Raw genomic sequence first — 13196 nt, 5'->3', positions numbered from 1 at the left:
GATGTTCGTTCATGAAAACCTTTAAAGTGATTTCACTTCAGGTAGTGGATAATGATGACCTTCAGGATTTCGACATCGAGGACGGCTTGATCATCAATAAAGAGGATGAGAATAGGACCTGGCTAGTGGAGACTTATATGCCGGAGAAATACATTGATTTTTTCCGAAGGGCACAGCAACAGTCGGATGACTTGGAAATTCAAGTCGTCATTTCACACAAAGCGAACGATCCTGCCGCTTTCATGACATCCATCCGAGGGATCAAGAAAATGAATGGCCGAATCAGTGTTTTATTCGAAGGTCATTTAAAGAAGCAGCGCAATGAATACGCTGAGCTACTATTGGATGACTTGGTGCAAAAAGGCTATTCCGGTGAACAACTCATAAAGGAATTCCGTGAAAAGATGGTGTCCAAGCCTCGCATTCCAGCAACATCGAAGCCTAGCGTCCGATAATATTACGAAATATCGTTATATCCGCTAGAGTCCATGATAACTTTTTGCTATAATGGTTTATAGTTAATTTGTTTTTTAAAGAGTAGGTAGGTGTCCGCGATGATTGGGGAAAGAGTGAAAAAGTACAGGCAGGAAAAACGAATGTCCATGACAGAATTGGCTGAAAAGGCCGGCGTGGCCAAATCATATTTAAGCTCCATTGAACGAAACATCCAGAAGAACCCATCCATTCAGTTCTTGGAAAAAGTATCTGCCGCTTTGGGAATCTCGATGGACGCTTTATTGCACGATGAATCAGAAGAGAAACAAGTCGATCGAGAATGGCTCAAGATCGCAGAAGAAGCCATGGATTCCGGCATTACCAAGGAGCAATTCCGCGAATTCATCGAGTTTAATAAATGGAAATTGGGCAATAAATAAAGTCTTGCTTCATCGCAAGACTTTCATCTTTTATACTGCTTTGTATTTTGTCTCTTTATTCTTGTTACTTTCTAAATAATCTCTGATTTCTTCCTTGGATATACCTGCATAGAATGCTTCCTTGATTAGTTCTACCCACTCCAAATCCAGCTCTTTGTCCACTTTTATTCCCTCCTAAAATACATGTCAGTATTTCAGGCAGTCCAGCCATCATAATATACCGCGTTTTCTCTTTTTTATGTAAATGCAGCATACAGTAGATCTGTGACTTTGCGTCCCTACCTTTCGATAAGTTTGCCTTTCTCTGACGTATCCTTTGTCCTAAGACCATTATACTTATTTTCATTGTTTTTCTTTGTTGTTTTTTGTCTTTTCTGACAACTTATTTACCACTTTTTTCTACAAGTATCTCTTTCATTTTCACTAGACTTGAGTAAACCCTCCATTTAGTGGATTGCTGGGTTTGAAACAATGTCGAATTACTGAGTAGATTATTGAATTTTGTTACTGCATTTAAGGTAAACTTCTATGTTCTTTTTTAAAGGCGGGACTTTCGGTTTGATATTTCGGTAGGGTCTGGAAGATAGTAGTATTTGGCGTGTTAAGTCATTCCCACAGGATGGACAAATCCAAATTCCTGTTTCACTACTACTATAAGAAGATCTGGTACACCTTGAGCATATTTTCTTATACATTCTACACTTCCTTCCTTTGTTTTAAGGAAATTTTTGAAAGCTTAATCGGTGGTGCGAATTGTACGTTCTTTCTTTTAGTAAAGATGTATAGGCTTATGCCAGCGACAATAAGTATGATTCCGGCTACGATTAACTTGTAGTAAATAGTTCCAGTATAAGGTAATACTCCATCTCCGTTGCCTGGAGAAGCTATTCCCAACGGTCCTTCAACAGAGAAGTTGAATTGGAATTCGGTCGATAAACCTTGGAATTCGTTACCGAGTTCATATGGAATTTCTACTAGGAAATGAAGTATCTCAGAGGAGTTGCTTTTCAGCTCCCGGGCATCTAACTCATTCAAGTCCTTTAATTTTCCTTTCACTAAAACCTTATCCTCATTGCTCACTTCTATTAATAGCTCATTGTAAAAATTTTCTGATCCTTTTAGGAACTCAGTAGAGTAGAGATAACTGAAATCGTCTTTCCCTTTGTTATAGATCGTTACCACCCTCGACATCTTATCCCCAGGCTCTACATTTGTAAGGTAAAATAAGGTGGTAGAGGGGCTGGTTGAGATATCAATATTTTTTTGTTCACTTATGATACTTCCTTCAGCTTCCACCAGACCAGGAAACAAGATGAAGATTAATAAGAATAGGATCGATATCCCTTTATATTTTTCTCCCATATAAAGTCTCCTTTAGATAGAGTATTAACACTTTTGTTCGTTTTAGTGAACTATACGTTCAAGTATACTTATCAATGATTCTTTTTAAAAGTTCTAAAATTCTTTATTTTCTAACTGAAATTACACTCATTCGTTCTCTATATTGAACATACTGCTGTATACTCTCTTTTTTGTTTTTTATAAAAAATAAATTGTTCTATATAATGAATTTAATTAAGCGTGAAAGGATTGATTTATATGGTAGGTGATGTCTTAAAACATTATAGGGATGTTAGAGGGATTACCATAAATGAATTGTCTCATTTAGCTGGGATTTCGAAGTCTTATATAAGTTCCATAGAGAGAGGAATTCAAAAAAATCCAAGCATCAGAGTCCTCCAAAAACTAGCGGACACCTTAGAAATTTCACTCAGTCAGCTTTTAGAATTCAGAACGGAGGAAACGGTGATTGATGAAGAATGGCTTCAACTTGTACAAAGAGCAATAGAAGAAGGACTTACAAAACATGAATTCCTCGAATATATTCAATACATTCATTTCAGAAGGAGTCAAGTTAGTGAGAAGTAATTTACTGACTATATTGAGTATTTTTCTATTAGTAGGGGGCAGTTCTCTTCTTGGATATTCTACCTTGCAACTTTTAGGGCAAGAGGTGCAGGCAAAAAAATCTTTACTTGATGCAAAAGCCATTGTTAAACCAGATATTGATATCATTGGGAATAAAGAAAATGAATTAACTTATTCTTTTTCGCAAGATGACACAATCGGAATACTTACCATCCCCAAACTAAATAAGGAGTTGCCTATCATTGAAGGCACCGATGAAGAAGAGTTAGAAAAAGGTGTAGGTCATCATCCAAAAACTAAATTACCGGGACAAAATGATCGGATCTTCTTGGCCGGACATCGAGACACCGTATTCAAACAAATGGGCAAAATTGAAAAAGGAGATCAACTGCTCCTTGAGATGAAATCGGGAACTTATCGATATGAAGTATTTGAGACGGTCATTGTCAAAGAAACCGATGTATCTGTGCTACAACCCACCACACCTGAAGAAATCCTTACATTATCCACTTGCTATCCCTTCGAATACCTCTCAAGTACCGAAGAACGCTACATCATCAATGCAAGACGAATAAATTAAAGCGTAGAAGCACATAGCCTCTACGCTTTAATTCTTACTCGTCCTTATTATCCTTATCCTTCATATCAATATCATCTTCAATGATATCTTCTTCAGGCGTGTTGTTATCTTTTGTTGCATCTTTGTCAGTCGGCGTGTTCTTATCCTCTGACTCAGGGTAGTTCTCTTCATTCATATCGTTGTCGTTCATGTCATTGTCATTCATATCTTCATCCATATTTCCGTTGTCCTCCATATTGTTATCTTCCGGAGGAGGCTCCTGGTCATTCATGTTACATCCGACGAGAAGCATGGCTGCAAGTGCAGATCCACCGAGGATCGATAGTAGCTTTTTACTCATGATGGTTGACTCCTTTCGATGTGTATTAGGTTTAGTGTAAAGACCAACATGTGGTCTTTCGTGGTTAGCTTTCCCTGAAGTTGTGGTTTTTGTGCATGTTTGGAGGATTTTTTTGTGGGGCGTTTTGAATTGGGGATTGGTGTGGTTGGCGGGATGGGATGGTGGTGGTGAGCCTGGCTCATTTTTGTGTTTTTGAGCCTGGCTCAACTTCCCGCATCTGAACCTGGCTCGATTCCTTACTTTTGAGCCTGGCTCAATCCCCCGCTTCTGACCCTGGCTCGATCCCAACAGCACCAACAACTTTACCTCCACAACTAAAAACAAAAAAACCGGCTCCACCAGTGACCCAATCGCCACTCCAGAACCGGTTCCAACCATCTTTATTCTTCCTTCTCACCCAACGCAAACATCATCTCAAGCTCACACGCCACTTCTCCATCAACCGTCGCGACGCCTTTTCCTTTACCGATTGCGCCCTTGAAGCGGGTCATCTCCACTTCAAGCCTCAATTGGTCGCCAGGCTTCACTTGACGCTTAAAGCGGCATTTGTCGATGCCCGTGAAGAATGCGAGACGACCTCTGTTTTCTTCTTTTTTGAGCATGGCCACGGCACCGACCTGTGCGAGTGCCTCAACGATCAGGACTCCAGGCATGACGGGATAATCCGGGAAGTGTCCGTTGAAGAACTCTTCGTTTGCGGTCACATTTTTGATGCCCACCGCTTTTTGGCCTTCTTCAACCTCAAGGATGCGGTCAACGAGCAAGAATGGATAGCGGTGGGGGATGATGTCTTTGATCTCATTAATATCAAGCATAGTATGTACCTCCTGTAATCTTTCCTTTCTCCATTGTACAAAAATCAGCAAGAGAATGGAATAGCAGACAAAGGCCCGTCCCTCACCACTTTAAAGCGATGAGGGACGGGCCTCCCACAGTTATTTCTTTTTGACTATATCAACAACATGCTGCCATGTTTCTTTTTTGAATACGTCGGTTGGGTTTCCGTCTCCGATGACTCCGTAGCCGATTATTGCGCCAAGGGAAAGACTGGCTGCAAGAAGGAGAATGACGAGTAGGATGCGGAGCCAGATCGGAAGCATCCGGACGCGCACCCAGCGCTTTGGTTTTGCCTCTTCCTTTTGCTTTTCCTTCTTCTTTTCCGCTTTGACTGTTTCTCTTGTTTTCGCTTCTTGTACCAGTTCTTTTTCACTCATAGCTTAAGACTCCTTTTAACGTATACCGTTCACGAGCCCCATCATTTGGTCGGCAAGCGTGATGGAACGCGCCTGGAACTGATAGGATCGTTGAACATTCAGCATATCTGTCATTTCTTTTCCGACATCGACATTTGAGGCTTCTAGCGAACTCTGAACCATCTGGATCCCGGTCCTCGCACCGCCGGTCAGGTTGGTCAGCACTTCATCCGCACCGACTCCCAATTGGTCCAGGTTATCAGGAAGGCCTACAAGGTTACTTCCATATTGACGTAAGAATTGCGGTTTTTCAATGGAAACTATTCCTAAGTTGACTCGTTGTTCAGTACCGGGTCCCGTGATGTTGAGTACACCGTCAGCCCCTAAACTGAACTCCGTTGCGTCCTCTGAAAACGTGATGTAATCATCTTTTTCATCAAGGACAGGAAAGCCGTCCGCATTCACGAGCATCGACTCGCCGTTCCCCATCGGACTGACGAAGAACGCTCCGTCCCTCGTATAGCGGACAGCATTCGAATCTCCCTCTTGTGAAAGCACCTTGAAAAATTGACGCTCATCCGTCAAGGCAAAGTCCAGGGAACGTCCCGTTGAATTAAGCGATCCCTGAGACAGGATCAATTGCGCCTGTGACAACTTAGCCCCTGTACCGGACCTGATCCCGAGAGGAGTGAGCCTTCCGATTTCCTCCTTGGTCCTCTCCTGATTCCCGATATTCTGAACCAACAAATCGGAAAATGTCGCTTCGCGGCGCTTGTAGCCGATCGTATCAGCATTCGACAAGTTATGACCGATCATATCCAATTGTTTCTGCAGTTGACCCAGCGTGTTCGTCGCTGTAATCATCGTCCGGTTCATGTCCATTCCCCTTTATTATAAAAGATTTCACTAGGAATTTCTAACGTAGTGGCATTTCAGCAGCCTCGAACCCGTTCAGCCTAGCCATTCACCCGACCGATTTCATTCGCTGCCTTTTCCATGCTGCGGTCATACGCCTGAAGCACTTTCTGATTCGCCTCGAATGCCCGGTAAGCGGTCATCATATCGGTCATCGTGCGGGAAGCATCGACGTTCGAACGTTCAAGGAACCCTTGTTTCGTTGTAAAAATGACCCCATCTTCTTCATAGGCATTCCCTAGCGGAACATTGCCTTCTGTCGTATAGAGACCGTCACCCTGCTTAATCATCGTGTTTGGGTTATCGGAATAACCGATCCCGAGACGGACAGCCACCGTGTCACCCACTAATATGTTCCCCGTCTCGCCCACTTTGAAATCATCCGTTTCGAGCTGAATCCGCTCGCCGTTCTCATCCAACACGTAGTATCCGCTATTTGTTGTCATGAAACCATTTCCGTTCACCGTCAAATTCCCATTACGGGTATACCGTGGACCATCCGTGCCTTCGACTGTCAAAAACACCGATCCGGTCACACCCGTATCTTCATCAACCGGCATCCGCCCATTGATCAGGGCGATGTCCGCTTTCCGCCCGGTTTCCTGAACATCTCCTTGTAAAAAGTTCGGCGTTGTCTCCTGCATGTAAACGCCTGTATTTAAATAGCCTACCCGCTGATTATTCGGGAGCGTTAAATTATTTTCGGTCGGAATCGATGTTGAGCCCATCTGCTCTAGTAGCATCTCAGGAAAAGCACGCAGAGATGCTTGATCCGCTTTATAACCTGGAGTATTTGCGTTCGCCAAATTATTCGTCAGCATTTCTGTTTTGCGCTGCTGGGCAAACATTCCGCTTGCCACTGTATAAAAACCACGAAACATCCTTTACACCTCTTTTTGCATTTTCACTCTTCCATCCTACTATCGGTAAAATCGGGCCAACCTTTATCGTTAATCAGATTCAGACGATTTTTTTACGAGAAATCTTATCGATGTTTTCAAGCATCAATCCCGTTCCAACTGCCACGCAGTCCATCGGATTTTCCGCTTTGAAGACCGGTACCTTCAACTCTTCTGCAAGAAGCTGATCCATTCCGTGCAGGAGCGCGCCCCCACCCGTGATGATCACGCCTCTGTCGATGATATCCGCTGACAGTTCAGGTGGCGTTTTTTCAAGGACATTCTTAGCTGCCTGCACGATCACGGCAACCGATTCTTTAAGCGCCCCTTCGATTTCCTTCGAAGTCACGGTAATCGTCCTCGGCAATCCTGACACCATGTCGCGTCCGCGGATGCTCATTTCGTTCATGAACTCTTCCCCTTCTTCACGTTTGCTTGAGAAGACCGTCCCGATATTGATCTTGATATCTTCCGCTGTACGCTCACCGATCAAGAGCTTGTACTCTTTCTTGATATAGTTCAGGATTTCATGATCGAATTTATCGCCAGCCATCTTGATCGACTGGGCCGTTACGATGTCACCCATCGAAAGGACCGCCACATCCGTCGTTCCGCCACCAATATCGACAACCATATTCCCTGTCGGATTGAAAATATCCATGCCGGCACCGATCGCCGCCACCTTCGGCTCTTCTTCAAGATAGATCTTCTTGCCGCCGCTTTTCTCAGCCGCTTCCCTGATCGCTTTCTGTTCTACACTCGTAATATTCGTCGGGCAGCAGATCAGAATTCTAGGCTTCGATAAGAAACCCTTTACATTCAGCTTATTGATGAAGTGCTTAAGCATTGCTTCCGTAACGTCAAAATCTGCGATGACGCCATCCTTCAGCGGGCGGATCGCCACGATATTCCCAGGAGTACGTCCCACCATGCGACGAGCTTCTTCACCTACGGCCAACACCTTATTCGTATTCTTATCAAGCGCCACAACCGAAGGCTCGTTCAAGACGATCCCTTTTCCCTTCACATGAATCAGGACATTCGCCGTCCCAAGGTCAATTCCGATATCTTTCGCAAACATTTTCTGTTACTCCCTTCTCTATTTCCAATTCATTTATATATAAGATAACGTCTAAGTATCATTACGTTAAAACGGTAAGGTAAAACTTTCACCCAATATATTATTTTACCACAAAAATGTCGAAACGAAGCTCTCTTTGTCAAAAAAATGTATTTAAATTGTTATTTATTTGAAAAAATTTGGTGGATTTATGGTTCATTGTTACTGTTTTATTGAGATGTGATTTTGTTGGGGCGAGTTGGTTGACTTGACTGAGCGCTCGGTCAAGTCTAATTATAAAAGCGGTGCCACGCACAAAACCCATGATTTGTGCCTGGCACCACTCTTTTCCCACAAAATAAAAATACACCAAGCGCAATAATTGCGTAGCTTGGCGTATGTTGACTAGCTGTGGAGCTCTTCTTTTTTATACTTCTGCTTCGTGGCTTCCCCACCTCGTAGATGACGGATTGATTTATGATAATCAAGTATCGTTTTCACTTCATTTGCTAGCTCTGGATTGATCTCTGGCAGGCGTTCAGTTAAATCCTTATGGACAGTACTTTTGGACACGCCAAACTCCTTCGCTATGACACGAACGGTTTTCTTCGTCTCCACGATATACTTGCCAATCTTGATTGTTCTCTCTTTGATGTAATCGTGCACACCACTCGACCTCCCTAAATTGGATGTGAGAAGCGTGAAATGAGACTCGCTGGATCATCATGTATTTCTGCAGACCGCATGAGCGGCAGAAAGCTTTATTTAAAGGCTAGGCTTCCTGATCTTACAACGTATGGACAGGTTATTCGGCTTTATGAAGTAGTAAAATGTAACGATTCCTCACCTCAAACACTCTCTATTTTGATAGGTTTGTATCATTTTATTAGCCGAGGTCCCCAGATATGCACAAAAAAGACAATAAGGACAAGGTTTGGTGTGAATTTTCTGAAAATATATTGAGCATTCGTTCACTTTGGCTTTTATTGAGTGAGCGATCGGTGGTGTTATTGTGTTGTACCAGGTACATTTCGAACCCCTTATACCTGGTACGTTGCGACCGATTTGTACCTGGTACACCTGCCTCATTTTGTACCTGGTACAATAACTCCAATTTGTACCAGGTACAATTAAGCCTCTCTGTACCTGGTACACACCTTCACCAACCCCAAAACGAACCACCATACCTGTCCCCCCGGTTCACCTCTCCCCGCGGCTGACACGAAGCAGTTCTCCCCATGTGTCGATCCCGCGGTCACGCAGGAGTTCGAGCAGTTCGACGAAGAGGTAGGCGGTGGTGAGGGCGTCGTTTAGGGCGCGGTGGCGCGGGTACATACGGGTGCCGAAAATCTGGGCGTAGCGTTCGAGGTCGCGCATGTCGGTTGACGGGGCGAGGCAGCCGATCAGGTTCAGTGTGTCGATGCTCGGTGACAGGTGGAGCTTGGTGCCTGCCCTTTTCATTTCACTTTTCAGCACAAGTTCGTCAAAGCTGACGTAATGCCCCGCCAGGCAGTCCGCTTTATGGTGGTGCAAGAAATCAAAGAATAGCATGATCGCTTCACCGGCTTGTGGAGCTTCCTCGACATCGTTCGACTCGATTCCAGTCAGCTCGGATATTTCCTGAGAAATAGGTCGATTCGGATTTGAAAATAATTGGAAGTTAATTTCGTCGTGGACGCGGTAGCTTTCCACTTTCACCGCCCCTATTTCAAGGAGGCGATCTTCTGCATTCACCCTGAAGCCGGTCGTTTCGGTATCAAATACGATGAAGGTCAGATCCTCAATCTTCCGGTTCAACGGAACGGTCTCATAAGCTAGGGGACAAGATAGTTTCTTTTTTGAAAAAATGATTCGTGTCGCCTCCTTTCTATGATAGTGAAAAATGCGAGAGCATCATGTGCTGGAATTCCCGTATCGTTTTCACGTTGTGATACAGACTCTCTTTTTCCCTGGTGGAGAGTGCGGCAAGCTGGACGACATACCCTTGATGGCTCTGTTTCATCTCCATATTAAGTTTCATGATTTCCTCGAACGCTTCAATTAGTTCTTCTCCAAACAAAGGGGAAAGAGACCCTTTTTTCACGAGGAATTCTATTTTTTCAAGCGTCGATCCGGAGAGGTTTCCATGGGCGAGATTCAAGAGTTGAAGAGCGTGGTGAAACGGGAACAGGATCTCCTTTTTGATTGAAAATGCCTTCCGTTGCATCCCTAGAAGCGACCGGATCGAGGAATGAAGGACGGGGGCAGGCTTTGTTTTCTCTGCCTGAGCCATCCTGACAAACAGAATCTTGGAACCCTTCCATTGACGGTGTAAGAGGGCTAGGAACGATTCATGCAGCGTATCGTCCCCACCCAGGAGACGGAATGAAAAGAAGTTCTGACTCATCATCAAGGTCTCCTCCGATGAACGGACGCCCCATTTCCTCACCTTTTCTTCCCACGTTTCGAGACTTCCCCGCCATTCCGGGTGATTTGACATCATCCCTCCGTCACAGCGACTCATCCCTGCCTGTTCAAGCTTTCTCACTACCTTTTCAGCGAACACCTCGAAATAGTCCTCACTCTCCTTATCGCGAGCCTCATACACGAGGAAGTGGTCTTGATCGGTGAGGAGGAATTGCTCCTTCCTGCCGGCCGACCCCATCATATAAAAGGCATAGCTGCAAGGCTTGTCCCTCCCTTCATCCAGGAGCTCAGCTTCTGCTTCCTTCAACACTCTTCGAACGAGTCGGTCCACGAGACTAGTAATGAATCCGAGCACGTGATCGACGGGGGCTTGCGCCTTCCAAAGCTGTTGAAAGACCGACTCAAAGGCCGTTTTTATTTTTATAAGTGGAAAACTTGGGTCTTCAATCTTCTTGGCACTCGTCAATGCTCCGGTATGATTGGCTTTCATCACATCGTACAGGGTGATGATCCCCGTTAACCTGCCCTGATCGGTTACTGGCAGGTGTTTGATGGAGTGGTCAAGCATGGCGGCAAGCGCCTCGTAGAGATACGCTTCCTGACCGATGACGACAGGACTCGCTGTCATCCCGTCCTTCACCGGGCTGTTCAGGGCGATACCACCCGCTATGCACCGCGATACGAGATCCCGTTCTGTCAGGATCCCGGAAATGGTCCCGTCGTCCACGACCACAACCGAGCTGACCCGGTTCTTCCCCATCAACGCTGCCGCTTCTTGAATCGAATCCCCGCTTCCGATCGTGATGATGTCCTCCACCATGATGTCTTTCACTCTTTTTAAAATAGTAGAGCGTTCCTGGACCCGGTAGGAGGCCCCTACCTGATTTGATAGAGAGTGGTAGATATCCTGGAGTCTCTTGGATGTTTCGGTTAAGAGGAAACGGTTCAGGGGTGAATCATCCCTGAACTCATTCAGACCACTGAATGGGACGAGGCACAATAGACTGTCCTCTTTCGCCTTCACCTCGACGGAAGCGTATAAGCCCGTTTCTTTCTCCATAAAAGAATAGAGGGAGGAAAGACCAACGACTCCTCCTGTTGGAATGATTTCAAGGACTTCTCGATCCATGAACATCACTTCCACTTCCCCTACCACAACGAGATAGAGCCCCCTCCGTGTCTCATCGCTCTTCAAAACCGTCTGACCCGCTACCGGAGTGACCTTCTGGCATCCTGACAAAAGCGAAAGAGCTGTACCACGCTCCATCCCCGAGAAAAAGGGATGAAGCAGTACAGCTTCTTGAAAATGTTGATCAGGCTTTGAAGTTGACATCGTCATCCACCCAAACATCCCCGTCTTTGAAGGTCATTTGCTCCGGATAACGGAGGTTCGTCACCTCATCCTGAAGCTTCTGGGACGGTGCCTTCGTCATGAGCGATACGATGATATTGGCAAGGAAGCCGGCGATTGCCCCGAATACCCCTGCACCTGTATCGATGATTCCAAACACGTTCACGCCTGCACGCGCCATGAAAATGTACGTGAGGGTGACGGCAAGGCCGACGAGTAGGCCGGCTGTGACCCCCTGTGCATTGGATCGCTTCCACCAGACGCCAAGGATTAGTGCCGGGAAGAACGTTCCGGATGCAAGTGCGAACGCCCACGCCACGATCTGGGTGATGACCCCGGGCGGATTCAATGCTACGATGCCTGCGGCCAATGTGGCAAGCACGATGGTCCAGCGAGCGACGGCGAGACGGTTTTTCTCGGTCGCATTCGGTTTGAAAACGCGGTAATAAATATCATGTGCAAACGAAGACGAAATCGCGATCATCAATCCGCCTGCAGTCGAGAGTGCCGCAGCCATCGCACCCGCCGCGACGAGACCGATGACGAACACGCCAAGGTTGGCGATTTCAGGCGTCGCCATGACGACGATATCATTCGAAATGACGATCTCTTTCCATTGCAGGATGCCATCCGCATTCGCATCGGCGATCTGCAGCTTTCCGGTATCGACCCACGAAGCCGTCCATGCAGGCAGTTCACTGATTTTACTTCCTGCCACCTTCGTCATTAAAATGAAGCGTGAAAACGCCGCATAAGCCGGTGCCGATAGATAGAGAAGACCGATGAACAGTAGTGCCCACGCTCCTGACCAGCGTGCCGCTTTCATCGTTGATACGGTGTAAAAGCGGACGATGACGTGCGGAAGACCAGCCGTTCCGGCCATCAACGTGAACATGAGGGCAAGGAACTGCCACTTCGTCCCATTCGTAAACGGTGCAAAGTACTCCGATACGCCCAGCTCACGGTCAAGTTCACCAATTTTTCCGACAAGCTCACCGTACGAAATCCACGGAGCCGGATTGCCCGTGATCTGGAGGGACATGAAGATGATCGGGATCAAATATGCGATGATCAGGACGATATACTGCGCGACCTGCGTCCATGTGATCCCCTTCATTCCCCCGAAGGCAGAGTAGAATGCAATCAGCACGACCCCGATGAGCGTCCCGACTTTTGCATCGATTTCAAACAATCGACCGATGACGACCCCTGAACCGGATAGCTGACCGATCGAATAGGTGAAACTGATGATGATCGTACAAAGCGCGGCGATGACGCGGGCGGTATGACTGTTGTAACGGTCGCCGATGAACTCCGGTACCGTGTAGCGTCCATACTTCCGCAGCTGTGGCGCGAGCAGGAAGGTCAATAATAGGTAACCGCCTGTCCACCCCATGATATAAGCAAGCCCGTCATAACCGAGGATCATGACCGTTCCGGCGAGCCCAATGAAGGAAGCCGCGCTCATCCAGTCGGCCCCGATGGCCATTCCGTTAAACACCGGCGGGACACCGCGTCCTGCCACATAGAAGTCCGATGTCTCCTTCGCTTTGTTATAAACCGCTATGCCGATATATAATGCAAACGTAGCCAGTATGATGGCAGTTGAAACGATAAATTGTACATCCATGGACCGATTTCCCCCTTA

General features: G+C 46.1%; 16 protein-coding genes and 1 riboswitch. Of the genes, 4 read left to right on the top strand and 12 right to left on the bottom strand.

Annotated elements, in window-relative coordinates; translation table 11 throughout:
- The first annotated feature begins 11 nt into the window (after nt 1–11).
- Both LCM10_RS09095 and LCM10_RS09090 read left to right on the top strand, forming a co-directional pair.
- A complete protein-coding gene (locus LCM10_RS09095) occupies nt 12–455 on the top strand; it encodes a YwpF-like family protein (protein ID WP_224875919.1) in 444 nt (147 codons plus the stop codon).
- A gap of 99 nt (nt 456–554) precedes the next feature.
- Nucleotides 555–875: a helix-turn-helix domain-containing protein gene (locus LCM10_RS09090; protein WP_224875918.1), complete on the top strand. Its 321-nt coding sequence runs from the start codon at nt 555–557 to the stop codon at nt 873–875.
- A 30-nt stretch (nt 876–905) separates the two neighbouring features.
- Here the strand turns inward: LCM10_RS09090 and LCM10_RS09085 are convergent, their stop codons facing one another.
- Complete coding sequence (locus LCM10_RS09085; RefSeq protein WP_224875917.1) at nt 906–1037, bottom strand: anti-repressor SinI family protein; 132 nt, start codon at nt 1035–1037, stop codon at nt 906–908.
- A gap of 32 nt (nt 1038–1069) precedes the next feature.
- Nucleotides 1070–1184, bottom strand: a riboswitch (cyclic di-GMP riboswitch).
- A 387-nt stretch (nt 1185–1571) separates the two neighbouring features.
- The gene (locus LCM10_RS09080; protein ID WP_224875916.1) at nt 1572–2237 is read right to left on the bottom strand and encodes an LPXTG cell wall anchor domain-containing protein; all 666 of its coding nucleotides are present in this window, start codon (nt 2235–2237) and stop codon (nt 1572–1574) included.
- 237 nt (nt 2238–2474) lie between these two features.
- Here LCM10_RS09080 and LCM10_RS09075 point away from each other — a divergent pair, with 237 nt between their 5' ends.
- Together LCM10_RS09075 and LCM10_RS09070 are read left to right on the top strand one after the other, a co-directional pair.
- Nucleotides 2475–2804 (top strand): helix-turn-helix domain-containing protein, encoded by a 330-nt coding sequence (locus LCM10_RS09075; protein ID WP_224875915.1) that lies wholly within the window; start codon nt 2475–2477, stop codon nt 2802–2804.
- Complete coding sequence (locus LCM10_RS09070) at nt 2794–3384, top strand: class D sortase (protein ID WP_224875914.1); 591 nt, start codon at nt 2794–2796, stop codon at nt 3382–3384. Before LCM10_RS09075 ends, LCM10_RS09070 begins: the two co-directional genes overlap by 11 nt.
- A 34-nt stretch (nt 3385–3418) precedes the next feature.
- Here LCM10_RS09070 and LCM10_RS09065 read toward each other — a convergent pair whose 3' ends face one another.
- The 10 genes from LCM10_RS09065 to LCM10_RS09020 all read right to left on the bottom strand — a co-directional run bounded on the left by LCM10_RS09065 (nt 3419) and on the right by LCM10_RS09020 (nt 13178).
- Nucleotides 3419–3724: a hypothetical protein gene (locus tag LCM10_RS09065; RefSeq protein ID WP_224875913.1), complete on the bottom strand. Its 306-nt coding sequence runs from the start codon at nt 3722–3724 to the stop codon at nt 3419–3421.
- A 380-nt stretch (nt 3725–4104) separates the two neighbouring features.
- Nucleotides 4105–4539 (bottom strand): 3-hydroxyacyl-ACP dehydratase FabZ, encoded by a 435-nt coding sequence (fabZ, locus tag LCM10_RS09060; protein ID WP_224875912.1) that lies wholly within the window; start codon nt 4537–4539, stop codon nt 4105–4107.
- A 120-nt stretch (nt 4540–4659) separates the two neighbouring features.
- Complete coding sequence (locus LCM10_RS09055; RefSeq protein WP_224875911.1) at nt 4660–4938, bottom strand: DNA-directed RNA polymerase subunit beta; 279 nt, start codon at nt 4936–4938, stop codon at nt 4660–4662.
- A 15-nt stretch (nt 4939–4953) separates the two neighbouring features.
- Nucleotides 4954–5793 carry a flagellar hook-basal body protein gene (locus LCM10_RS09050; RefSeq protein ID WP_224875910.1) on the bottom strand — a complete coding sequence of 280 codons (840 nt, stop codon included), beginning with the start codon at nt 5791–5793 and terminating at the stop codon, nt 4954–4956.
- Nucleotides 5794–5873: 80 nt separating this feature from the next.
- A complete protein-coding gene (locus tag LCM10_RS09045; RefSeq protein WP_224875909.1) occupies nt 5874–6713 on the bottom strand; it encodes a flagellar hook-basal body protein in 840 nt (279 codons plus the stop codon).
- Nucleotides 6714–6792: 79 nt separating this feature from the next.
- Entirely contained in the window at nt 6793–7812 is a 1020-nt protein-coding gene (locus tag LCM10_RS09040) for a rod shape-determining protein (protein WP_224875908.1), read from the bottom strand.
- Nucleotides 7813–8196: 384 nt separating this feature from the next.
- The gene (spoIIID, locus tag LCM10_RS09035) at nt 8197–8457 is read right to left on the bottom strand and encodes a sporulation transcriptional regulator SpoIIID (RefSeq protein WP_032086905.1); all 261 of its coding nucleotides are present in this window, start codon (nt 8455–8457) and stop codon (nt 8197–8199) included.
- A gap of 534 nt (nt 8458–8991) precedes the next feature.
- Entirely contained in the window at nt 8992–9642 is a 651-nt protein-coding gene (locus tag LCM10_RS09030) for a PolC-type DNA polymerase III (protein ID WP_412103391.1), read from the bottom strand.
- A 16-nt stretch (nt 9643–9658) separates the two neighbouring features.
- Nucleotides 9659–11530, bottom strand: a complete 1872-nt coding sequence (locus tag LCM10_RS09025) for a DUF294 nucleotidyltransferase-like domain-containing protein (protein ID WP_224875906.1) — start codon at nt 11528–11530, stop codon at nt 9659–9661.
- Nucleotides 11511–13178 (bottom strand): sodium:solute symporter family protein, encoded by a 1668-nt coding sequence (locus LCM10_RS09020; RefSeq protein WP_224875905.1) that lies wholly within the window; start codon nt 13176–13178, stop codon nt 11511–11513. The genes LCM10_RS09025 and LCM10_RS09020 overlap by 20 nt, the downstream gene beginning before the upstream one ends.
- Nucleotides 13179–13196 lie beyond the last annotated feature (18 nt).

This window comes from Rossellomorea aquimaris (genome assembly GCF_020171925.1).
Lineage (GTDB): Bacteria > Bacillota > Bacilli > Bacillales > Bacillaceae_B > Rossellomorea > Rossellomorea aquimaris_F.
This window is presented reverse-complemented; position numbering and strand designations above follow the sequence as displayed.